The organism is Cutibacterium avidum 44067 (genome assembly GCF_000367205.1).
Lineage (GTDB): Bacteria > Actinomycetota > Actinomycetes > Propionibacteriales > Propionibacteriaceae > Cutibacterium > Cutibacterium avidum.
The window spans coordinates 1,459,216-1,481,460 of record NC_021064.1; the positions used below are offsets into that span (position 1 = coordinate 1,459,216).

Annotated in this window: 21 protein-coding genes, 2 tRNA genes, 4 pseudogenes and 1 riboswitch; of the genes and pseudogenes, 10 read left to right on the forward strand and 17 right to left on the reverse strand. The window is 61.8% G+C overall.

The annotated features are described in order from the left end of the window. Positions 1-7: 7 nt before the first annotated feature. Entirely contained in the window at positions 8-1,012 is a 1,005-nt protein-coding gene (locus PALO_RS06640) for a DUF4192 domain-containing protein (RefSeq protein ID WP_015582929.1), read from the reverse strand. Positions 1,013-1,183: 171 nt separating this feature from the next. After that, a pseudogene (locus PALO_RS12995) lies at positions 1,184-1,474 on the reverse strand (hypothetical protein); the annotation flags it as partial. Here PALO_RS12995 and PALO_RS06645 point away from each other — a divergent pair. Beyond that, positions 1,467-1,709: a hypothetical protein gene (locus PALO_RS06645; protein ID WP_036902368.1), complete on the forward strand. Its 243-nt coding sequence runs from the start codon at positions 1,467-1,469 to the stop codon at positions 1,707-1,709. The pseudogene PALO_RS12995 and the gene PALO_RS06645 overlap by 8 nt on opposite strands. A 109-nt stretch (positions 1,710-1,818) precedes the next feature. Here the strand turns inward: PALO_RS06645 and PALO_RS06650 are convergent, their stop codons facing one another. The 4 genes from PALO_RS06650 to thiM all read right to left on the reverse strand — a co-directional run bounded on the left by PALO_RS06650 (position 1,819) and on the right by thiM (position 6,015). After that, positions 1,819-3,525, reverse strand: coding sequence for an NAD-dependent malic enzyme (locus tag PALO_RS06650; protein ID WP_023032574.1), 1,707 nt, complete (start codon positions 3,523-3,525; stop codon positions 1,819-1,821). A 42-nt stretch (positions 3,526-3,567) separates the two neighbouring features. Continuing rightward, positions 3,568-4,536, reverse strand: coding sequence for an L-lactate dehydrogenase (locus tag PALO_RS06655; RefSeq protein ID WP_023032573.1), 969 nt, complete (start codon positions 4,534-4,536; stop codon positions 3,568-3,570). 98 nt (positions 4,537-4,634) lie between these two features. After that, the gene (locus PALO_RS06660) at positions 4,635-5,195 is read right to left on the reverse strand and encodes a thiamine phosphate synthase (RefSeq protein ID WP_015582933.1); all 561 of its coding nucleotides are present in this window, start codon (positions 5,193-5,195) and stop codon (positions 4,635-4,637) included. Then, positions 5,182-6,015: a hydroxyethylthiazole kinase gene (thiM, locus tag PALO_RS06665; protein WP_041710068.1), complete on the reverse strand. Its 834-nt coding sequence runs from the start codon at positions 6,013-6,015 to the stop codon at positions 5,182-5,184. The genes PALO_RS06660 and thiM overlap by 14 nt, the downstream gene beginning before the upstream one ends. After that, positions 5,984-6,092, reverse strand: a riboswitch (TPP riboswitch). Its footprint overlaps the gene before it by 32 nt. A 247-nt stretch (positions 6,093-6,339) precedes the next feature. On the opposite strand from thiM, the pseudogene PALO_RS13000 reads away from it, so the two are divergent. Together PALO_RS13000 and PALO_RS06670 are read left to right on the forward strand one after the other, a co-directional pair. Beyond that, positions 6,340-6,462, forward strand: a pseudogene (locus tag PALO_RS13000) (hypothetical protein); the annotation flags it as partial. A gap of 83 nt (positions 6,463-6,545) precedes the next feature. After that, complete coding sequence (locus PALO_RS06670) at positions 6,546-7,556, forward strand: serine hydrolase domain-containing protein (RefSeq protein WP_015582935.1); 1,011 nt, start codon at positions 6,546-6,548, stop codon at positions 7,554-7,556. 4 nt (positions 7,557-7,560) lie between these two features. On the opposite strand, the gene PALO_RS06675 is transcribed toward PALO_RS06670, so the two are convergent. The 6 genes from PALO_RS06675 to PALO_RS06700 form a co-directional block, all read right to left on the reverse strand. After that, on the reverse strand, positions 7,561-8,919 hold the full coding sequence (locus PALO_RS06675; RefSeq protein WP_015582936.1) for an MFS transporter: 1,359 nt from the start codon (positions 8,917-8,919) through the stop codon (positions 7,561-7,563). Positions 8,920-8,953: 34 nt separating this feature from the next. Beyond that, positions 8,954-9,904: a sugar kinase gene (locus PALO_RS06680; protein WP_004811723.1), complete on the reverse strand. Its 951-nt coding sequence runs from the start codon at positions 9,902-9,904 to the stop codon at positions 8,954-8,956. After that, entirely contained in the window at positions 9,901-10,569 is a 669-nt protein-coding gene (locus tag PALO_RS06685; protein ID WP_004811724.1) for an L-ribulose-5-phosphate 4-epimerase, read from the reverse strand. Before PALO_RS06685 ends, PALO_RS06680 begins: the two co-directional genes overlap by 4 nt. Positions 10,570-10,660: 91 nt before the next feature. Continuing rightward, positions 10,661-11,548, reverse strand: a complete 888-nt coding sequence (locus PALO_RS06690; RefSeq protein WP_015582937.1) for an L-ribulose-5-phosphate 3-epimerase — start codon at positions 11,546-11,548, stop codon at positions 10,661-10,663. Beyond that, a complete protein-coding gene (locus PALO_RS06695) occupies positions 11,545-12,198 on the reverse strand; it encodes a 3-keto-L-gulonate-6-phosphate decarboxylase UlaD (protein WP_015582938.1) in 654 nt (217 codons plus the stop codon). The genes PALO_RS06690 and PALO_RS06695 overlap by 4 nt, the downstream gene beginning before the upstream one ends. A gap of 5 nt (positions 12,199-12,203) precedes the next feature. Beyond that, positions 12,204-13,196 (reverse strand): phosphotriesterase family protein, encoded by a 993-nt coding sequence (locus tag PALO_RS06700; RefSeq protein ID WP_015582939.1) that lies wholly within the window; start codon positions 13,194-13,196, stop codon positions 12,204-12,206. Between the two features lie 180 nt (positions 13,197-13,376). Here PALO_RS06700 and PALO_RS06705 point away from each other — a divergent pair, with 180 nt between their 5' ends. The 5 genes from PALO_RS06705 to PALO_RS06725 all read left to right on the forward strand — a co-directional run bounded on the left by PALO_RS06705 (position 13,377) and on the right by PALO_RS06725 (position 16,850). Beyond that, the gene (locus PALO_RS06705; protein WP_004811728.1) at positions 13,377-14,321 is read left to right on the forward strand and encodes a sugar-binding transcriptional regulator; all 945 of its coding nucleotides are present in this window, start codon (positions 13,377-13,379) and stop codon (positions 14,319-14,321) included. A 110-nt stretch (positions 14,322-14,431) separates the two neighbouring features. Next, positions 14,432-15,010, forward strand: a complete 579-nt coding sequence (locus tag PALO_RS06710; protein ID WP_015582940.1) for a nitronate monooxygenase — start codon at positions 14,432-14,434, stop codon at positions 15,008-15,010. A 110-nt stretch (positions 15,011-15,120) separates the two neighbouring features. Then, the gene (locus PALO_RS06715; RefSeq protein WP_015582941.1) at positions 15,121-16,413 is read left to right on the forward strand and encodes an N-acetylmuramoyl-L-alanine amidase; all 1,293 of its coding nucleotides are present in this window, start codon (positions 15,121-15,123) and stop codon (positions 16,411-16,413) included. Between the two features lie 219 nt (positions 16,414-16,632). Next, positions 16,633-16,708: transfer RNA gene (locus PALO_RS06720), tRNA-Ala, on the forward strand. A 69-nt stretch (positions 16,709-16,777) separates the two neighbouring features. Beyond that, positions 16,778-16,850 (forward strand) — tRNA-Ala (locus PALO_RS06725). A 442-nt stretch (positions 16,851-17,292) separates the two neighbouring features. Here PALO_RS06725 and PALO_RS12870 read toward each other — a convergent pair. After that, positions 17,293-17,462, reverse strand: a pseudogene (locus PALO_RS12870) (IS256 family transposase); the annotation flags it as partial. A gap of 588 nt (positions 17,463-18,050) precedes the next feature. On the opposite strand from PALO_RS12870, the pseudogene PALO_RS13155 reads away from it, so the two are divergent. Together PALO_RS13155 and PALO_RS12005 are read left to right on the forward strand one after the other, a co-directional pair. Next, a pseudogene (locus PALO_RS13155) lies at positions 18,051-18,542 on the forward strand (MFS transporter); the annotation flags it as partial. A gap of 154 nt (positions 18,543-18,696) precedes the next feature. Continuing rightward, on the forward strand, positions 18,697-20,136 hold the full coding sequence (locus PALO_RS12005; protein WP_080634304.1) for an MFS transporter: 1,440 nt from the start codon (positions 18,697-18,699) through the stop codon (positions 20,134-20,136). Between the two features lie 299 nt (positions 20,137-20,435). On the opposite strand, the gene PALO_RS06745 is transcribed toward PALO_RS12005, so the two are convergent. From PALO_RS06745 to PALO_RS13005, 4 genes are read right to left on the reverse strand one after another with little or no spacing between them, the layout of a single operon-like run. Continuing rightward, on the reverse strand, positions 20,436-21,068 hold the full coding sequence (locus PALO_RS06745; protein ID WP_004811734.1) for a histidine phosphatase family protein: 633 nt from the start codon (positions 21,066-21,068) through the stop codon (positions 20,436-20,438). Beyond that, on the reverse strand, positions 21,065-21,451 hold the full coding sequence (gene rsfS / locus PALO_RS06750; RefSeq protein WP_004811735.1) for a ribosome silencing factor: 387 nt from the start codon (positions 21,449-21,451) through the stop codon (positions 21,065-21,067). The genes PALO_RS06745 and rsfS overlap by 4 nt, the downstream gene beginning before the upstream one ends. After that, positions 21,448-22,113 carry a nicotinate-nucleotide adenylyltransferase gene (gene nadD, locus PALO_RS06755; RefSeq protein WP_015582945.1) on the reverse strand — a complete coding sequence of 222 codons (666 nt, stop codon included), beginning with the start codon at positions 22,111-22,113 and terminating at the stop codon, positions 21,448-21,450. Before nadD ends, rsfS begins: the two co-directional genes overlap by 4 nt. Continuing rightward, complete coding sequence (locus tag PALO_RS13005) at positions 22,113-22,235, reverse strand: hypothetical protein (RefSeq protein WP_004811737.1); 123 nt, start codon at positions 22,233-22,235, stop codon at positions 22,113-22,115. The genes nadD and PALO_RS13005 overlap by 1 nt, the downstream gene beginning before the upstream one ends. Between the last annotated feature and the right edge of the window lie 10 nt (positions 22,236-22,245).

Here is a 22,245-nt window from a genome sequence, read left to right on the forward strand (position 1 = left end):
CTGTGACTCATTCGCCCACCTGCTCCGCCGGGAGTGGGTGGGCGATCAACGTTGGGTCGCGATCCATGATCTCCCACAGCTTGGGCGGCACGAAGGCGTCGACGATGACCATCAAGGCCTGTGGCAGGTCCGCAGCCCCCACCATGGATTGGCATCGGTGGGCGCACACTGACGCCACCGCCCCGTCTCCATTCAGCCACCCGGCCAGCCCGCAGAGGGCCAGCGGGGCCGGGGCCATCCGATCAGGGATCATCCCGACGGCTTGGCTCCAGATCGTCAGCCATCTCGACGCGTGCTCCCGTTCCATCGTCATCCACAAGGTGCGCGCCACCTCCGGACGCTGGACGGCAACGGCCATCTCGACGGCGGCGGCATCATCAATCGGTGAACCGGACCTCACGAGAGCACGGCATCTGGCAGCGACGACGTCATCACCGCAGCGAGAGAGTCGTCGTCGCGCATTGGTGATGAGTCGACGAGTACCTGAGTCACAGGTTCTTCCGGGCCCGGACAGTTGATCGACCAGATTGGTACGGCTCGGCAGAACGGTGAGCCCCCGGTAGACCGCCTCGGCAGCAATCTCCGGGGCGGGAATGTACGGGTGATTCTCCCCACAGCTCCGTTCATCGCCGAAGATGCTGCGCCAGCACTCACCATCTGTCCAGGCAGCGTCACCAATGTTCATGCCCTTCATCGCCCGGATGGCCAACGCCAAGGCAGCCATGCCACGGTCTTGGTCCTCGGTGAAGGCCAGGATCACCGTCCGTCCACGCCCTGCCAACGAGACGACTCGGGATGCGAAGGCGTCCATGGCCAGGGTCAGTTCAACGTCGTCGAGATCAACCCGGGCGACGAAACCTTGGCAGGTCGCGCCATCGTCAGCGACGATGAGGAGCAGGCTCTCGCTGGGTTGGAAGCCGAGCAGGTAGGGCGCCAGGGTTATCGCCTCGTCGACAGTCCTGACAGTCAGTGGATCACGGTCATCGGTGGTGGACGAATGCAGTGTTGTCATACCTTCAGTTGTCGTCCCGACCCCGTGAAATCCGCCAAGCAATTGGGTACCTGTGGACAACTCCCGGCAGCGTCATCTCGTCTCAACGCCAACCTGTGGACAGCACCGACGGCCACCAACCACGTACAGTGGAGCCACCATGAGCCAACCGCCTGACATCAGCCAGTATCAGCCGCCGAAACGCCACCGCGGCTGGATCGCCGCCATCATCGCGGTGGCTGTCATCATCGCCCTCGTTCTGGTGGCTCGCCGGGTCACCAGCGAGCCTGATCTCCCCCCGTCCCCCATGCCAACTCCGGTGGCGACACCGTCATCGGCAACCACTCCGACACCGATTCCGGCATCAGTGACGGCTGTGGCCTCCTCGGTGCCGTTCTCGTCCAAGGACAACTCGACCGAGGGAACATGGTCGATCGACGACGTCAGTTGGGGCCCCGGAAGTGTCACCCTCACGGTGACCATCGAGGTCACCAGGGGATCCCTGAGCGACTACACCTTCTTCATCATGGAGAACGAGTCGACCAACATCCACGAGGCCAACCTGCCGCCCACCGGAACCCTCGGCGACACCGTCTCCCCGGGACATAAGGTGCACGGCACGGTCACCATTGACTGTCCGCGCGCTGACGCCACCGTCATGTTCACACATGGATCGGGGATGTCCTCCCCCATCTCGGCTCTGACGATCAAGGCGTGACTCGCCACCTCTGATGCCCATCTGGCATGGCCTGGGGCCCGGCACGATGCCGGTCCCCAGGTCATCAGCTCAGTCCCGTCACTTCACTGTCATCAGTCTGCGTCGTCGCTCAGATGACCTCGACGCGTGGGTAGCGCGGCTGCCACATCGCCGAGAACACCTTCTCAACCGGGGTGTCGGTGGCCTCGGTCGCCACACCTTCCTCCATCGCCTGCTGGGCAACGGCAATGGCCACCGACGCCGACAGCGGTCTCAGGGTCTTGATGGACGGCAGCAGCGAGGCTCCCATCACCCGGTTGTCGACGTGCATGGCGACCGCCTCGGCAGCAGCCGCGATCATGCCGTTGGTGACGCGAGACGCCTGCACTGCGATGGCTCCCAAACCGATGCCCGGGAAGACCAGGGCGTTGTTGGCCTGAGCGATCTGATACGTCACACCGTTGACCATGACCGGCTTGAACGGCGAACCGGTGGCCACCAGGGCGCGTCCTTCAGTCCACTTGAGAATGTCGGAAGGCAGTGCCTCGGCCTTACGGGTCGGGTTCGACAGCGGCATGATCACCGGACGATCACAGTGGGCCGCCATCGTCTTGACGATCTCCTCGGTGAAGGCCCCCGTCTGGGCGGAACAGCCGATGAGGATCGTCGGATGGACGTTACGCACGACATCACTCAACGTGTACTGGTCAGGGGCGTCAGTGGTCCACCCTTCCAGCTCCTCCTTGCTGCGAGCGAAGGGCTGCTGGAAGTCACGCAGCCGCAGACCTTCCCGCAGCAGGCCACGGGATCCCAATCCCCAGAAGTGGGAACGCGCAGTTTCCTCGTCCAGCCCCTGGCTGACCATGAGCTGTACCAGGAGATTCGCGATGCCGGTGCCAGCCGAACCAGCGCCGTGAATGACGATACGGTGCTTGCTCAGCGGGGTGCCGGAAGCCTTGACGGCACTCAACACGGCGGCGACGACCACGGCTGCGGTGCCCTGGATGTCGTCGTTGAAGGTGCAGTAGTCGTCCCGATACTTGTTGAGGATTCGGGTGGCGTTACCGGCCGCGAAGTCCTCCCAGTGCAGCAGGGCGTGCGGGAACATCCGGTGGGCCGTCTCGACGTACTGTTGGACGAAGGCGTCATAGCGTTCTCCGCGCACACGGGGGTGACGCACGCCGAGGTAGCCGTCGTCATTGAGGCGTTCCATGTTGTCGGTGCCGACGTCGAGGATGACGGGCAGGACGCGGTGCGGGTGGATTCCGGCTGCCGCGGTGTACACCGCTAGTTTCCCGACGGTGATCGCCACGCCACCGACACCCTGGTCACCGATGCCGAGGATGCCCTCTGCATCAGTGGCCACGATGAGGTCGACATCGTCAGGGCCATGGCCCAACTGCCCCAGGGCCTGCTCCATGTCCTCCGGGTCGTCGATGGACAGGTAAATACCGCTCGGACGGTCGTACCAGTGGTTGTATTCCTCAATTGCCTTGCCGATCGTCGGGGTGTAGACGATGGGCAGCATCTCCTCGATGTGCTCGGCGATGAGGCGGAAGTACAGCACCTCATTACGGTCGTGCATGTGGTTGAGGTACAGGTACTTCGCCAGGTCGTCCGGCTGCGCCGAGTACTGGGCGTAAACCCGCTTGAGCTGGTCAGTGATCGTCATGACTCCCGACGGCAACAGGCCCGTGAGACCAAGGGTCTTGCGCTCCTCGAGGGTGAAAGCCGTGCCTCGGTTGGCCAGGGGGTTCGTCAACACCTCCTGGCCGCGAGCCGCAATCTTGAGAAGTTCTCCGTCACTGTCCTGTGCATACTGAAAAGGAACTGACATACCCCCTAGCCTAGAAGGTCGTCAGCACAAATGTTCAGCAGGTCACGAGATGGATGACAAAGTGTCACGCAAGCGTTCCGCGGAGGCCGCAAGGGAGGCAATTTCCGCTGCGCTCATGGAGACCGGGACCACTCCCTCGATGCCGTCACGCGAGACGATGCACGGCATGGACAGGGCTACCCCGGAGACTCCGTGGACATCCTCGATGACGCTGGACAGCGGCAGGACGGAACGGCCCGGACGCAGCAGGGACTCGGCAAGACGAGCACCCGTCAGACCGATGGCGTAGTTCGTCGCACCCTTGCCCTCGATGATCTTGTACGCGGCGAAGGCGGCCTCGTGGGCCAGGTCAGCGAGCACATCCTCGGTGAAGACGCGCTCACCCTCGACGGTCCAGTCGTGGATCGGCACACCGGAGATGTTGGCGGTCGACCACAGCGGGAACTCCGAGTCGCCGTGCTCGCCGACGATGGTCACGTGTACATGGCGCTGCTCGACGTTGGCCCACTGACGGATGAGCCAGCGCAGCCGCGAGGTGTCGAGCATGGTGCCGGTCGAGAAGACACGGTTGGCCGGCAACCCGGTGGCCTGCTGGGCTACGACAGTCAGGACGTCACAGGGGTTGGTGACGAGCACGAACAGGGCGTTCGGAGACTGCTCGACCAGCTGCGGCATGAGGGAACGCAGAATATTGGCATTGACGCCGGCGAGGTCCAGACGGGTCTGGCCCGGCTTCTGACGAGCTCCGGCAGTGATGAAGACAACATCAGAGTCGGCAGTGTCGTGGACATCAGCGCCACCCATCACTGAGGCGGGGGTGAACTGAGTGCCATGGGCGAGGTCCGCTACCTCGGCCTCGACCTTGTCCTTGGCGATGTCGTAGAGGGCAACGAGGTCGGCCGATCCGCGGATGAGGCAGGCGTAGGCCAGCGAGGAACCAACCGAACCGGCCCCGACGACGGAGATCTTGGAGGCGCGACGAGTGACGTCAGAAGTGCTCATGGCGCTCATTTTAGGGTGCCCTCGCACCTGATCCCCAACGCTGCGCACCAGGGCCGCGCATCTGAACAAGATGCCAGCAGCCCTGAGCGGTTGTGCACGCCCTGATGTCACCGCCCCTTCGCGTGGCACCATGCCTGTGCGAGTTCCCGAGCGTTGGATTCAGGGTCGGCGTTTCGACAAATTGCCGAGACGACGCTGAGGCCGTCGCAGCCCACCCGGGCTACATCCTGAGCGTCGGAGGCAGTGACTCCGCCGATGACGCACACCGGCCACGGGCTGACGTCGACGACGTCAGGGCCATGAGACAGCGCGGCCTCCACGTGGGCGGGGGTCTGCGCGGACAAGCCGATCAGCAGATTGTCCCCGAGAACCTCTCGAGCCTGGGCGACCGGCATGTCGGACTGCCCGACATGGGCACCGTCAGCTCCGATCTCAGCGACCAGATGGACCCGGTCGTCAATGATGAGGGGTATTTCGTCGCATACATCTCTCACCCGTCGTCCCAAAGCGACGAATTCGTCATCAGGCAGGTCGTGGTCGCGGAATTGGACCAGAGTCACCCCGCCGGAGATAGCGCGTAGCACGGTCTCGACGATCTCCTCTGGGCCACCACATTGGGCGGTGTCTGTGACGAGGTACACCGAAAGATCGAAGTCAGGCCGTGACATCGCGAAGCCCTCCCCGCGCGCCGACTTCGTCGGGTGACACCAGGAACAGTTCGTCGATGAGAGCTTGAGCGAATCCGCCCAGGCCCACACTGCGATCCGCCGCTCGTTCGGCAGCCACGCACAACATGGCGGTTGCGGATGCAGCTGCAATGAGATGATCTTTCTGGACGCCTGCAAAGGCCGCTGTCAGAGCCCCTAGTGAGCATCCAACCCCGGTCACTCGCGCCATCCATTCATGCCCCGATGACACGGTTACGTGCCGGTGCGCGTCCACGATGTGATCGACGGGGCCGCTAGTGGCGACCACGGTGCCGTATGTGCGCACGAGCTCAGCGGCGGACCCCAAGGCATCCTCGACAGCATCTCCGGCCTCAGGGCCTCGGGGGGACGCTCCCGTCCCAGCCAGGGTCAATACCTCGGAGGCATTTGCCCGGATGACGGCTGGAGCACCGACGTGCAACGCGTCCAGGGCGACCTGGGTACGCCATGACATCCCGACTCCCACCGGGTCGAGCACCCACGGTGTGTCACTACCTGCTGCGCCACGCACGGCAACAACTATGGCTTCAGCGGTCTCCCGGTACGGAGTACCAATATTGACGAGCACGCCGTCAGCCAACGATGCGAATCCCTCAGATTCCTCGGGGTTATCGACCATGGCGGGGACTGCCCCCGCAGCCAACAACACGTTCGCGGTAAAGTTGGCAACCACGATGTTCGTCAGGCACTGGACCAGCGGCTTGTCCCGACGCAGCCGCTCCACGGACTCTGACACCAAATTCGACAGTTCAGTCATGTCAACCACTCCCTTCGCCGGCATTACCCGGACAGGTTCAGGCGGTCGGTGCCATCTCGGCACCCTCTCAGCCCTTGTGGTGGGCTCCCGCGTTGTTGTGGTCCAATCTTACCCACGATGCGCGCTGGCAACGCCGCGGTCCTGTCTTCTACCTGAATCCGCTCTACCAGCCCATGTCTCAAGTGGCACAATGCGGCCATGAGTTCCCGTCTTGACCCTGTCGTCGACGTTCTCAGTGCTGCTTCGTCAGAAGCTGCCGGGAGTGGAACCTCGTTGTCCTGGGCAGCCGTTGACGACAGTGAGGTGCGCTGTAGCGACACCGACGATCGCGTCTACAGCATCGCGTCGATGTCGAAGTCGTTCACCGCTGCCAGCGTCCTTGGGATCTGTCACGGGCTGATCGACGTGGCTTCTCGACGGCCCGCTCTCGACGACACCCTCGGTAGTTGGATTCCGCAGCTTCAGGAGCCCATCGCCAGCGCAACGATTCGTGACGCGTTGTCCATGTCTACCGGTCTACCACCGACGATCCGTGGGCTGACCGTCAGCAGGCCATGTCACGCGAGGAGTTCGAGGCGCTGTTGGGTAAACCCTTCATCACGAACTTCGCGCCGGGAACGGGGTACGCCTATTCCAACCTCGGTTACGCGATCCTGGGCCGCGTCGTCGAGTTGGCGACCGAGCGGCCATTCATCGACGTCGTCGAGGAAGACATCATCCGTCGGGTGGGGATGACCGAATCCTTCCTCGACGTCACGCAAGTACCCGAGGGAAAGCTCACCCCAGGCCTCGGCAGAGATGGCAGCGTCCAGCCCTTGCTTGGCCCCGGAACCTTCTCCCCCATCGACGGCCTCATCTGCACCGCCAAGGATGTCGGGATCTGGGTGAGCCATTTCATCACCGCGTGGACCAGCGAGGACGATGGTTGGGGTCGGGTCTTCCGCGAGATGCAGCAGGTGTACCGGTACTTCACGACATACGGCCCAGTCACCGAAGGGTACGGATATGGCCTTCACGTCGCTGTCACGGGGAAGGAACACATCGTCTATCACTGCGGTGGATACCCGGGTTATGGATCGACGATGATGTGGCATCCGCGCTCGGGAGTCGGCATCGTGGTGCTGGCGAATCGGACGTATCACCCGGCCATCCGCGTAACCTCCACGGCCCTCGACACCGTTGTTCCCGGGGTGGGTGACCTGCTGTTGCCCTCGGCAGCCAAGGATCGCAAGACCTGCGACGCCGTCCATCCTTCGCCGATGAATCCCCAAGTCCGGCAACATCTCGACGACGTCGAGAAAATCATTCGCAACTGGTCGAACGATCTGGTGGCTCGGGAGTGGAGCCCGACGATGGACATGGATCGTCCGTTGGATCAGCGCCGCAAGGATTTCGAGGACGTGGTCGAGGCCACCGGGGAATCCGTGGATGCCGCGATCGACGTCGTCGAGATGACGCCGTATCGCTGGATCTGGCGTGTCGAGGGCCCCCTGGCTACCCGTCAGGTCACGGCTTCGGTTAACCCGTTGGGTCAGGTACAGGCCCTCGACGTCAGGATCGTTTGATAGGTCAGATCGTGTCGAGTGAGGTGCCGCGAGTTTCGCGGGCGAACATGTATGTCACACCGCCGACGACGAGCAGCACGGTGAACAGGATGAACGCCGGGAAGACCGCGTCCAAGGTGACATTCTGTTTGACCGCAGATCCGCCCACCATGAGTCCCATGAGCGCCGGACCGATGACCTTGGCAGTCGCACCGATGCCGTAACCGAGTCCCAGACCGGTGGAGCGAGCCTCGTTGGGAAACTGCTCGGCTCCGAAGGCGTTCAGAATGCCGAAGGCGCCGTCGCCGAAGGCCATCGCAACAAGGACGCCGGCAAAGAAAACCTGCCAGCCCCAACCCAGATGAGCCGAAAGCGCGATGATCAGAGTTCCGGCGGCACCTACCAGACCGAATGACAGCATCGTGATCCTCCGACCGATGCGGTCGGCCAGCCATGCTGACAGGAAGCGCCCGATGAGATCGGCCAGAGAGACGAACATAAACAGGATCCCGACTTGCTCTGCAGACTTGCCGAACCCGGTCTTGAGGAGGGTCTGACCCCACGACTGAATCGTGAATGATCCCAGAATGAAGCAGAAGGACCCTAGGCTGACTATGAGGAGGCCCTTGCGGTACTTGCCGAAGACAAGTGAGTACGAAGCGTCTTGGACGTGCTCTACCGACGGCAGATCTCCAATGTCGTCAGCCGGCATCTCCAACGCCCACGCCAAAGCCTCACGGGCTTCATTTTCCCGTCCATGACTCTGTAGAAACCTTGGTGACTCGGGGACAAAGCGAATCCACACAAGCAGGAAGACAGGAATCGCCCCCAGCGCGATGAGAGCACGCCAATTATCACCCAAGGCTTTTTGCCCGAGAGATCCCAGGAAAAGACCGAGCGGTATGAATACCGACGCCAATCCCGCAAGAAGGCCGCGCTGTTTAGCTGGCACAAACTCTTGAACATACGGAATCGATGTGATATTGAGGCCGCCAACACCGATCCCCACACCAATACGCAATATGGCTAGCATGACCCAGCCGTGATCTGGAGTGAACACTGATACGACGGTGAATGCAACGAACATGAGGACGCACCAGAAAAATGACGAACGGCGTCCGATTTTGTCTGCCAGACGTCCCCACATAATGGCACCGATGACCGTACCCAGGCCAGAACAGGCGAGGATGACGCCCGCCTCAGTGCCGGTCAGGTTCCATGGCTTAGTGAGGACGGATACCACGAAACCAATGAGGAAGATGTCAAAGAACTCGGAAATGTTTCCGATGATGGCCAGGGCGACAAGATTCTTCTGATTGCGCGTCAAAGGGCGCGAATCTATAAGATCTAAGGCTGATTGCTTGGATGCTGTAGAGGTGGACATGTAACTATATCTCCTACCTGCGCCGCGGTTGTTGTCAACGCAGAATGTCTGTGTTCGAAGGAATATTGAGCTCACTGGGACTCACACGAGTAAGGTCTCCATAATGAGTCAGGGCGTAAGCAGATGTCCGCTGCCCGTAATAGATTCCCTGGACCACGTCACCTGCAAGATACCCGTGCAATGTTCCTGCGACGAAGGAGTCTCCTGCGCCTGGACGGTCGACGACAGGCACCTGAACCACTGGGAAGGTGTGGTCGCCGTGCTCGTCGTCGGATAGATAGACACCATTGATCTGGTCAGTGGACACAACCGTCGGTGCTCCGAACAATTCACGCAGATCGTGACATGCCTGTTCGCCGTCAGATTCAATCCCAAATACTGCCATGCCGTCACGCACCGAGCAAAAGACAATGTCCGATATGCACGCAATGGATTCGAGCACTTCTCGGGCCCGTCTCGGCTCCCACAACAGGGAACGATAATTGACGTCAAGTGCGACGGCTATTCCACGGCGGTGGGCCTCCTCGACAAAATGGCTCACCACAACAGCCGTGTTCTCGGTCAGAGCAGCCGTAATGCCAGTCACGAAAACCAGTTTCGTGTCGAGCATGGCCTCCCAATCGAGATCCTCGACACGGACGTCACGAAAAGGGGTGTGCTCGCGATCGTAAAGCACACGTGCTGGCATCGGATACTCACCGGGCTCCATGAAGTACAGTGCGACGCGCCCCTCAGGCTTGATACAGATGTGGGAGACATCGACACCGACACTACGAAACTCGTTGACAACCCGGTCGGTAAGATCGCCCTGTGGCATAACAGATGTCCAGCAGGTGTCGCGACCGAGCTGGGACAGCAAGCCTGCAACGTTGGCTTCGGAGCAGGCAGCGGTGGCCCGTAGCTGCTGGGCATTAACAAGACGCTCGCCCTTGTAGCAGGTGAGCCGGATCTGCCCCTCACCGATAGTTGAGATGTCGTAAGTCATGCCGTCACCCCCTGGGACGCAGCTGGGGTGCCGTAGCGGTTGGTGTATCGGTCGTGGTTGGAGTCGATCTCCGACTGCGGGAGCGGGGAGATTTTGCCGATGAGCTTGGCAAAAGTCAGGGTCCTGGCGACGTCCTCGACCATAACGGCTGCCTTGACAGCCTTCTCAATAGACGTACCGACAGTGAAGACACCGTGTTTCTTGAGTAGTACGGCTGGGGACTCGTCGATGAACCGTACAATTTGCTCACCTATCTGCTCAGTGCCGATCTGGGCGTAATCTCCGCACGGGACTCGTCCACCGAACTCATCAGCGACGGCGGTCATGGCGCAGGGTATGTCCTGGCCTGTGGCAGCCCAGGCGGTGGCGAAGGTGGAGTGAGTGTGGATGATGCTGCGGATGTCGTCATGGCGACGATAGACGTACAGGTGCGAAGCGGTGTCCGAAGATGGTCCACGATCTCCCTCGACAACCTTTCCGTCAAGGTCGACGACAACCATGTCGTCAGGGGTCATGTCGTCGTACAGCATTCCGGAGGGCTTGATGATCACCAAGCCGGTCCCGGGGTCTCGGGCAGACAAATTGCCCGAGGTCCAGGTCACCAGGCCGTGTCGGGGCAGGTCGAGATTGCCTTCGCAAACGTCTTTCTTGAGCTCTTCGAGCATCGAACGTTCTCCTTTGAACAGCGGTATAGGAATTTTTTGGAGGTTTGGTGTCGGTCGGCCCAGGATTCAAGCTGGGCCAACCGATCTCGAATCAGGCGAGGGCCCGACGAATCGGGATTCCGGCGGTTCGAAGACGCCCCTCGATGAACTCACGCGCCGACACACTGCGATCATTGGAATCGGGGGCATCGTCGTTCCACATCTCGATCATCATTCGGCCGCGCCAGCCCTGCCTGGCAAGGATGGCGAAGGAATCGTCCCAGTCAACGGTCCCCTCTCCCATCGGTACCCGTCGAGGCTCGCCAGGCCGGACATCCTTCACGTGGATCGCAACCATGTGGCCACGCCCAGCCTCGAGTTCGATCGAGGCATCGAGCTGCTGTTCGGCAATGTTTCCGATGTCGGGGTAGACCTGCAGGTAAGGCGAGTGAGCGAGCTTGACGAACTCCATGGCCTTGCGGATGGAATTAACGTCGGTGCCGTCGACATTCTCGATGCCCATGACGACGCCGAGACGGGCCGCCATCGGGATGGCGTCGAGGAGAAGGTCGGTGTACCACTGCTCGGCGTGGTCATTCATCTGCTCGTAGTAGCAGTAGTACCCCGCCACCTGAAGCACGGACGCTCCGAGATCGTGGCAAAGGTGCAGGCCTTCGGCTAGCACGTCACGGGCACGTTGACGCACCGCGGGGTCGGCGCTACCGGGGCCAATGCGCCTATGCACTGACAAGCAGATACCACCGATCGTGGTCTCTGTTTCCTCGGCACAGCGACGCACCATACGACGGCGGTCCTGATCCCACTCAAGCCGTGCGGCCCTTCCTTCGGTTTCGTCGACTGATAGGTCGACGAAACCGAAGCCGGCCTCAGGCACCTGGGTAAGGAAGCGACGCCAGTCGTCATCAGTCTCAAGCTGGTTGCCAACAAGAGCCTTCTCGTAAATACCGAGTGCCACTCCGTCCGACAGCGACTCGGTCATCTCGGCCACACCTCGTCTAGCGTGGAGCGTAGTTGCTGTGCCGCAGCCCTTGGGTCGTCGGCGGCGACGATTGAACGACCGGCGATGACAATGCCGACTGGATGCTCAGCAAAGACCGGAAGGTCCTTGGGAGTGATGCCTCCAGTGACGGTGACCGTGAATCCCATCTCGGCGAGTTCGTCGACCCGCCCGAGATCCTCGGGTTTCCACGACAAGTCCCCGGCGGCCTCCCGGTCGCGGGAACGCTTAACGATGACGTGCTGGACACCCAATTCACGCCAGGTGCGGGCGCGGTCGGCGTCGTACCACTCATCCGCGAGCTCGACCTGGACTTCGCCACCGAATTCCTCTGCCACCTTGCACACTTGATCGATGGTGGTCAGAGATGCCCCGGCGACACAGGAGACGAGGTCGGCTCCGGCTTCGAAGCACAGCCGGGCGATCTTGGCCCCGGCTTCGGCTATGCGAACATCGGCGAGAATAACCTTCCCAGGATAGACCGCCCGGATAGCACGCACCGCATCCATGCCCTCGGCTAGAACCAGGATGGTGCCACACTCGATGACGTCAACCTCGTTGGACACTTGGGACAGCGGGGCGAGGGCCGACGGCAGGTCGTAGGTATCAAGAGCAACTTGGAGTCGTGGCATCGTCGTCACCCAGCCAGGGGCTGGAAGCCAAGGAAGGTCGCGGCGTTGTTGATGAGCAGGTCATCGACGTAGCTGCGGTCAAAGCCCTCGTCCTCAATCAGACGCGGGCAGAAAACGGCCGGATCATAGTCAATGCCGGAGACCGAGCCGTAGACCTTCTGGTAAGAGGCTTTACCGGAATCGGTACCCAGCAGTACCTGCTTGCCGTAGCCCTTCTTCCCGAGGGCCTTAATCAGGTTGACGCGGGTATTGTCCGGGACGTACTTGATGCGGTTTGTGCCGTCGAGCTCGACGTAGCAGCCAAGCTTGCAGATCTGCTCGTGGACCCACGGATCCCAGTTACGCTGCATGTGACCGATTGCGATTTTGGCAGGATCGACGCCCTGGTCGACGAGGAAGCGTGCCTGCTCGGGGCCGCAAGTTCCGGCCGTTACATGGGTGTTGATAGGGCATCCGGTCTCCTTAGATGCGATAGCCACCGCCTTGCCAGATTTCTGTTCCCACTCGGTAATCTTGCCGTAAGCGGTCGCCCACTTTATGACGCCGGCCTTGGCCCCGGTGCGTTCGACGATGGGGCCCATGTAGTCGAAGCGGTCGATGCCCTCGACAATGTCGGCAATGAGCAGATCGGCAATCTGGTTGACGGTGTACTGGTTGACCCAGCTCTGACGCCATTCCAGGTAGACCTTCTGCTGGTGAAATCCGGTGGCCTGGACGACCTGGAGGCCTGGGACCTTCTCGACAACTTCAAGGGTCTTGAGCACACCACGACCCGAGGATGCGGGGCACATGTCGACGATCGTGGCGCCGTCGGCCCAGCTCATGGAAGCTTCGACGAAGTAGGTGGCCTCCTGAGCGGCCTTGTCGACGTCGTCGAGCAGGTGATCAGGATCGATGTAGACCTCACCGGCGCCAACACGGATGAGGTGGTCGTGGGCATTGACGACACCAAGCGTGTCGGGTGAAACGTCGCCAGTGATGGTACGAACGACGGCCATTGGGGTGATTCCTCTCTCACGACTGTGTGACGAGAACCATTCAGCCGTCAGCCTGACATCCTTCGCAAGGCCATGGGATCACATATGTGAATTCACTAAGCGCTAAAGCGCCGGTATGATGGTTTAACACCGCGTTTCTGCGGGGCCATGAGTACGAAGATTCACATTTGTGAGATACATATGACTGACCGCGAACACATCCAGACCCTACTGACCGTGGCAAAGCGATACTGGCTGGAACAAGCGACTCAGGCCGAGATCGCTGCTGAGATCGGCTACTCCCGATCGATGGTGTCACGCCTGCTCGACGAAGCGCGGCGCCGCGGAATCATCACGTTTACCGTGCAGCACCCGTTACAACGAGCAGTTGCGTTGGAACAGGACCTGACGCGCACCTTTGGGTTAGCGTGCGCGCGCGTAGCCATGTCGGATGACGACTCTGCGGCTCACGAGGTGTCACGGATGGCTTCCGATCTCGTGACTACATATATGCACCCGGACTCGGTCATCGCGCTGTCGAATGGGCGTGGAGTAGCTTCGGTGGTGCGCGCCATGACCCCGACACGTCACCCTGAAGCGACAGTGGTCCAGGCAATTGGGGGGACAGCGCGGGGGAATCTACTCCTTGACTCCCCCGAACTGTGTCGCCAACTGGCGGAGCGACTTGGCTGCGCTTACCGAGTGATGCCCGCGCCAGTGTTGGTATCGAATCCGCAAGTAGCAGCGGCTTTAAAGGCGGAGAAGTCCATTGGAATGACGATCGCAATGGCCTCCCACGCCGACATCTTGGTGACAGGGGTGGGCGCGGTCGGGGTGAATTCGGTGGCACCGATTTTCGATCATGTGATGCCCGAACGGGCTCATGCCGAGTTGTTGTCGCGGGGAGCGGTCGGCCACATCTGTGGGCACCACATCGATGCTCAGGGCCGTCACGTCGATGCGGGCTTCTGCCAAGGGTTGATGACAATACCGATCGACCGAATCCCATCAATCACCCACGTCATCGTCAGCGCTTTCGGAGCCGAAAAGGCCCCGGCTTTGACTGCGATCCTTCGAGGCAATCTGGTAACGGATCTGGTAACCGACATCGCAACTGCGAAGGCTGTGCTCGATCCTCGCGGCTGAGGTTGGTATGACCGGACCCGCAAAACAGAATACCCACCTGCCATGAACTCCGCGAGATCAACAACGTCCCCATCTTCCTCACCGACGACGGCGTATCCCTCCCCCACGGCATGGCCGTCGCCGCAACCGAACGCGGCGCCGACGGGCTCATCATCCAAGGCCCCTCAGCCAGTGGACACAGCGCCACCTTCGACCCCACGCGGACACCACAACCGGAAGACCTCCCCACTCTCGTCTCACACGTGCGCAAGGCCAGCCCTTTGCCAGTGATCGCCGCCGGCGGCATCGATGGCGCTGAAGCGGTACGAGCAGCACTTGATGCAGGCGCCATCGCGGTTGCCGTAGGGACCCTTCTGCTCCGCACCAACGAAGCCGGAACCTCAGCCACCCACCGGGCGGCACTGGCCGACCCCGCCTTCGACGACACCACCATCACCCACGCGTTCACCGGACGACCGGCCCGCGCCCTCACCAACGACTTCATCACCCAACACCACGCCACCGCACCCCACGCATACCCCGCCGTGCACCATCTCACCCGCCCACTGCGACAAGCCGCCACCCAAGCCGGAGACACCCACCGAGTCCACCTCTGGGCCGGCACCGGCTACCGCAACGCACCCACCGGCCCAGCCGCCAACATCATCCGCACGCTCTACCCACTCCCCGACGATGGCCACCTCACCTAACCGGTATGGATGTAACGCTCCTGTGCGGTGATCCTTCGTGATGTGACCCCCATATGTGGTGTGCTTGTGTGGGTTCACAAGCATCTTTACTGGGCGAGAGGACGATTCCGATGATCGACATGAGCCGCCGTTCGTTTACTGCCATGGCCATCTTCGGCCCGCTTATCAGCCGAACAGCGTTACCTGAGCATAAGGTGTCCGGGCCGCCGATTGACGGGCCGGATAGCCTCCACATCGAGTGGATACCTGCTCCATATCAGCAGTACGGATCTGATCCGGTGAAGTACGGAAATCACGACCTTGCGCGCCGCCCCTCTGCGCCTTCGCTGACGAGAATCGTCATCCACGACACCGAGGAGACCTACGACAACACCATCAAACTTGTGGAGAAGCCGAATTACCTCGCATGGAACTACACGTTGAGATCATTTGACGGTCACGTTGCGCAGCACCTCGATCCCAAGGACATCGGCTGGCACTCCGGGAACTGGTACTACAACATGCACGCCCTCGGACTCGAGCACGAGGGTAAGGCTCTCGAGGGAGAATCCTGGTACACGGACGCGATGTACCGCTCGAGTGCAGCGCTAGTCCGCTATCTGTGCGATAAATATGGGATCCCGCTGACGCGTGGTCGCGTCATTGGCCATGACGAGGTTCCTGGCATTGACACCGAGCACATCAAGGGGATGCACTGGGATCCGGGCGCCTTCTGGAACTGGGCTCGATACTTTGAGCTGTTGGGCCGCCCACTCACCGAGGGCACGGTGAGCACCAGACCCAAGCGCGATGACGTCGTGAGGATTTTGCCTGATTTCGAAATGAACACGCAGGCCTACAACGGCCAGGTCGTCAGAGGAGTGAACTTTGTGACGGCGAGGCAGGCCCCGTCGTCGGATGCCCCGACGGTTGTTGATGCCGGTATCAGCCCGGAGCCGGCAACAACAGAACCTGCCGACGTCGGCGCCCGGCTGAACACGGGTGCGGAGTATGTCGTCGCAGAGGTTGGAGGGAAGGACGACGAGTGGGTCGCCGTCTGGTACCTGGGAGCTAAGGCGTGGTTCCACAATCCCGCTCAGCAGCCGGTGGCACGAGTCGTCCCGGAGGCGCGAACGATCACCGTGGTTTCGCGCACGTCAGGTTATGGCCGGGCGTACCCGGAAGCCTCTGCCTATCCGGACGGCACCTGGGTGCAGCCCGAGGCTGCGTTGCCGTACGTGTTGGAGCCTGGTCAGCGCTATGTCGTCATCGACCCTCAGCCCGCGACAGACTATTACCGGTCCAAGACGTTCGACGCTCCGCCACCCAAGGACCACGTCGATGTGACCGGAAAGGACCGGTACGTATGTGTCTTCCTGGGACACCGTCAGGGCTACCTGAAAGCCACAGACGTGCAGAGCTGACCTCGGCAGTAGGAGTCGTGCGAGAGGGGCGGCGCGGTGGTGGACGGCTTCTTGGGGCGGTGAAGGTGCGTTGCGCATGAGTGTGTGTCGATACCCATACGCAAATACTGGCCTGGCTTGGTCCGATTTGGTGAGGATGGGTGGGATCCGGTAACGTTTGCCTGGTCGCCCGGGCGGTCGGGTGAACGAAGAGGATGACCCTCCTGAGGAGTTGTTTTCGGGGCATTGGCGCAGTTGGTAGCGCGCTTCCATGGCATGGAAGAGGTCAGGGGTTCGAATCCCCTATGCTCCACCAGACAGGATGTTCCGGCGTGGTGGACGCCGCAGCGGAGGATCGTGTCGAAGGCCTGACAAGGTCGCCCGCGGGGCATTGGCGCAGTTGGTAGCGCGCTTCCATGGCATGGAAGAGGTCAGGGGTTCGAATCCCCTATGCTCCACGTAAAATGAGAATATCGAAGCTTGCCCCGCCTGATGGTGGGGCAGTTTTGTTTCTGCGGTGACCTGCGCCGAGGCATCGATGTTGGTGTGGGCGAGGACGCTGACGGTGGCCTCGGCGGATATGTGGGTGGCGTTCTCTTCGTCGTCGATGGTGATGTGGGTGAACAGTGTGCGGTTGAGGATGCGGCGTTCGGCTGGTTCGCAATTGCTGTGGAGGTCGTCGAGGTCGACCAGGAGTTCGGTGAGCTGATCCAAGCCTGTTCAGGCACTGGTCTAGAAACGAGAATGAGTACATGCCGAAGTGGCAGGTTCCCGGGAAACCGCAGACACGGCGCTACACCCCGGATGAGAAAACGGAGGCGGTCCGGATGGTCCCGCTGCGAGCAGGGCCGGGAAGGCCAAATCCCTAGTGGTGGTGTAGCTGCGTACTCCTTCTCGGGGTCAGACGGTCAGGGCTGGTAGGTCGTGGTCTGTGTGTTCGAGGTAGGTGTCGGGTACCAGAGTGATACGGGCAGCGGGCCCAGGACTTCGAGGCCACGGTAGCGACATCCTTCGACCCATTCGTCGGTCTGCTCGGCCAGAACGGCTCCGGCCAGGCGCACGATCGAGGATGCTGACCCCACGGTGTGGTCCCACCGACCTCGAAGCGAACACTACCTCATGTTTGTCCACCTGGTCCCCGACCTTCCATAATCGACCGGCCGCACCCTACCGCACAACCGCCACCACGACGGGAGCCGCGAACGTCTTGGTGAGCCTTTTACCACGGTTGGCCGGTGCCACGACCGCCGTGCTCACGTGGGCATAGCCCTACCCCTCTTCCATGACACCGGAGCGCAGCGGGCCAGAAAGGCATCCAGATCGCCGTTCTTGACAAGAGTGATGGTGCGGGCGCCTGTCATCATCGAGGAGAAGCGGTTTTCGGCACCGCCCTCGAGCTGGTGATCACTCCGCACTTGAACGCCCACGCCTTGGCGTCATGAGAGCGGAGAAAAGAACTCGTGATCACATTGGACCATGAGGTCATGGATCTGGTGGGTGATTTGATACAGAGGTCGACCCGACGCATAGATACGCATGTGTATGCCTCCTGAGCTGCTCACCGTGATAGTGGACGATCGGAAACTGGTAGCCTCTAACATATGTTAGGGACTACCAGTTCTGAACGGTGGGCAGGAGTGTGGGCTCTTGCTGGAGGAATGGCTCTGCTCTACGTCAACACCACCATGGTGAACGTCGCACTGCCGGACCTCGGCAGCAGCATCCATGCGGGCAACCGAGCCTTGCAGTGGATCGTGTCTTCCTACACGCTGGGCTTTCTCGCTGCGCTGCTCCCCGGCGGTCTTTTGGGCGACAGCATCGGGCACCGCCGCCTTCTGTTGATCGGCGTCTGTCTGTTCGGAGTGGGGGCCGCTGTCCCCTTGTTCAGTCCCACGGTGATCGGGCTGCTCGTGGGACGGGCCGTCATGGGACTGGGCGCGAGCGTGTTCACTCCGATGTCACTTGCCTTGATCCCGTGGCTCGTCCAGGCGCCATACCGGGCACGTGCGACCGCCATCTGGAGCGCTGCCGGCTCGCTGGGCGCACCGCTCGGTCCCATCCTCGGCGGGCTGGCCATTGACAACTGGGGATGGAAGGCAATGTTCGCGATCGACTTCGTCGGTGCCCTTGCCCTCGTGATGGTGCTTGCGGCGTGCATCCCACCAGACCCGATGCGCCCTGTCAGGCGAGCGGCCCCTGCCCCGCAGATACTTCTGTCGACTGCCGGGTTCATCCTGATCACCGCCGGACTGATCAACTCACCGGGCGGCTACATGGCCACGACGTCAGGGATCGCCGCACTCATTGTGTGCCTCGTCGTCGACTCCCGGACCCAGTCGCCCCTGGCCGACTTTTCGGCATCAAGCTGTAACTCCCCTGAGGGCCGCTCGGACCCAGTCGCCCCTGGCCGACTTGTCCCTGCTCAGGAATCACCACTTCCGCACGTCCGCCATGGGCCTCATGGTGGTCAACTTCGTTCTGTTCGGCGTGTTGTTCATCGTGCCGGGATTCATCCAGAGCGTGCTGGGACACTCGGCCGTTGCCGGGGGGCTGATGCTGCTCCCCATGGCAGCGGCGACTGGACTGGGGCCCTTCGCTGCTGCCCGCGCGTCCAAGCATCCCCAAAGCGCACAACTAGCTCTCCCCAGCGGTCTGGTCCTGATCGGGATCGGGATGGGCATCGCCGCCGCCACCAAGGTCGTCTCAGGCGCTGCGCCGATCATGACGGGACTGACACTCTTGGGATTGGGGCAGGGGCCTTCTCAATCATTTGCCCCTGCGCACGCCATGGACCAAGTTGACGAAGAAGCACATGGAACTGCGGCGGCGCTCATCAACACCATTCGTCAGATCGGGTCCATGCTCGGGATCGCGATCCTCGGCAGCCTGCTCGGAAACCGCTACACCCGGGCAGTCACCAGCCAATCAACGCACCTTCCCGAGTTCATCGTGAAGCAGATCAATACCGGTATCGGTGTGGCCAAGGCCACAGCCCCTCAGTTCCCTGGGCTCCGGGACCAGATCGATGCCACGGCCAACACTGCCTACGTCACTGCCATGGATTCGGTACTGGCCCTCTGTTCGGTCGCCGTTATCGTCAGCGCACTGCTCCTGTTCACCACCGCCATGGGCCGTACTTCGCCCAGTAGAGTACGGCTCATGGCGACGTCCCGATCTCGAGCAGCGAAGAAGCTTGAGCTGCGCCGCAAAATCCGCAGTGCAGCCATCGATCTCTTCACGGCCCGCGGTTACGCAGAGACCACCGTCGAGGAAGTCGCAGCTGCTGCGGACGTGTCACCCATGACCGTCTATCGACACTTCGGCACCAAGGAATCCCTGGTTCTCTCCGTCGCCAAGACCTCTGATGTCGATGTCCTGCTTGCAGCTGTCTCCGAAGGTCATGTCCTCGACGCGGCTTCATTGACTGATGCCATGGTCGCTCACATTGCGTCCAATCCGGTAGAGCAGCTTTACCAGCGGGTCGTGCTCATCACGTCTACCCCGGAGCTCGGCGAGGCTCTCTGGACACGGACGACCACATGGACCGACGCACTCGCCCCACACATGCCCGCGACAACGAGCCTCGCCCGCCGCGCGGAGGCTCGCAGCCTCGTCGCCGTGGGGCTCGAGGGACTGCTTGCCTGGCCGGCCACCTCAACCCAACCGGATGTCCGCCTACTCAAGCAGTGTCTGACCGAGAGTTTCCAGGTGTGGCTGACCGGATCGCAGCCGCCGGAGGCATGACGCTCAAGTCGACTGCTCCAAGCCAGAGCGCATGCCGCAGGACCAAGCCCACCAGCCTCACTCTCATGCCCAGCGTTGCTCGCGCTGTACTGACTAGGGACGTTGATGAATCGTGAGAAGGGAAGCTCGGCGTCGGGCCGACCTTGACATTGCGGCGTACTCGTCCGGTCGGGGCATGTGTCCCATGTCCACGATGACCTCCCAGGCAGTGCCACAAATACAACTTGTAGCATTCGTGGAACGAGGTTTCTTGGCGGGCGTAAATCAACGCGTCCGATCAGTACACCAACATCACCAAGTCACAGTACGGTCGCGTTATATGTCCGCAACCTCCACCGATCGTCCATTCCGCGTCGGTCGGCCTCGCCGGATCCAATCCGATCCAGCACGGTCCACGAGCAATTCCCCAGCCCACCGAACCGAAGGAACTCCGGGTACCCACCGCCGAGCAGCCACACCACGGCAGCCCGCAGAGCAAATCCATGGGCCACCAGGCACACCGTCTGGTTCTTCTGCTCGTCCACGGCATCCCTGACGGCCGCCGTCACCCTCTCGGCAACCTCGGCGGTCGTCTCACCGTCAGAGCGCCGGAAATCCTCACCGGAGGCCATCAGGTGCGTGTAATGGGGGTCGTTGCGATGTAGAGCGGGCACGGTCTCCCCCGCCCACTGACCTACGTCGACCTCCTTGAGCCGGTCATCGAAACCGACCTCGAGGCCGGCAGCACGCCCGATCGTCTCGGCCGTCACCCTGGCACGCACCAACGGCGACGACACGATCGCCACCGGATCCATCCCGGCAATAACGGGCGCGACGGCCTCGGCCTGGGCAATCCCCACCGAGGACAGCGGAATGTCCAGCTGCCCCTGGAGTCGTCCGTCGGCGTTGAACTCGGTCTCGCCGTGCCGAACCAGGACGATCCGCGTCGTCACATCTGGTCCCAGTCGAGCTGCTCCTCAGGCAGCTGCAGGTCGACGGCCGGGCAGTCCTTCCACAGCCTTTCCAGGGAATACAGTTCGCGTTCCTCCTGATGCTGCACGTGCACCACGATGTCGACGTAGTCGAGCAACACCCAACGGTTCTCCCGCTCTCCCTCGCGGCGGGCGCGATGAGCCTTGTGCTCATGCATGGTCTGGTCGATGGCGTCAACCACGGCCGACACCTGACGCTCGCTGGCCGCAGAGATGATGACGAAGATGTCAGTGATGGCGAGGTGCTCCGAGACATCAAGGGCGACGATGTCGAAGCCCTTCTTGTCGAGGGCGGCGTGTGCCGCCACACGGGCGAGCTCGATGGCCTGTTCGGTGGCGCTCAATGATCCTCCGGATTGATGTTGATGTTGTCGTGGTAGAGACCGCGCTTGTTGATGTACTGCACGATGCCGTCCGGCACGAGGTACCAGATCGGCATGTCCTCCCCGACCCGCTGACGGCAGTCGGTCGACGAAATGGCCATGGCCGGCACCTCGAGAAGAGTGACCTTCTCAGCCGGCAGATGGGAGATGTCCTTGGCTCCCAGCGGCACTCCAGGACGCGACACCCCAATGAAGTGTGCGAGGTCGAACAGTTCCTCAGCGCCACGCCACGTGAGGATGTGACTCAGCGCGTCGGCACCGGTGATGAAGAACAGGTCGACGTCGCTGCCTCGCTCTCGTCGCAGATCCTTGAGGGTGTCGACGGTGTACGTGTCCCCCGGACGATCGATGTCGACCCGTGACACCGAGAACGACGGGTTCGACGCCGTCGCGATGACCGTCATGAGGTAACGGTCCTCGGCCTGCGAAACCTTACGTCCCTTCTTCTGCCAGGGCACGCCAGTGGGCACGAAGACGACCTCGTCGAGGTCGAACCTGGCCGCAACCTCCGAGGCTGCGACGAGGTGGCCATGATGAATGGGGTCGAAGGTACCGCCCATCACCCCGAGCCGGTAGCGGCGTCCGTTGTGGACCCGCGCCAGCCCCAGCTCAGCACTCGGCATCAGGAATGCGGCCGACCCTTGCCGATGCCACGAACGATGCCGAGTGCAATCAGCAGCACCAGCAGCGTCAGGATACCGACGACGAGGGCCGAGGACTCCATGAGAAGAGGAACCATGCTCATGGCGCCTCAG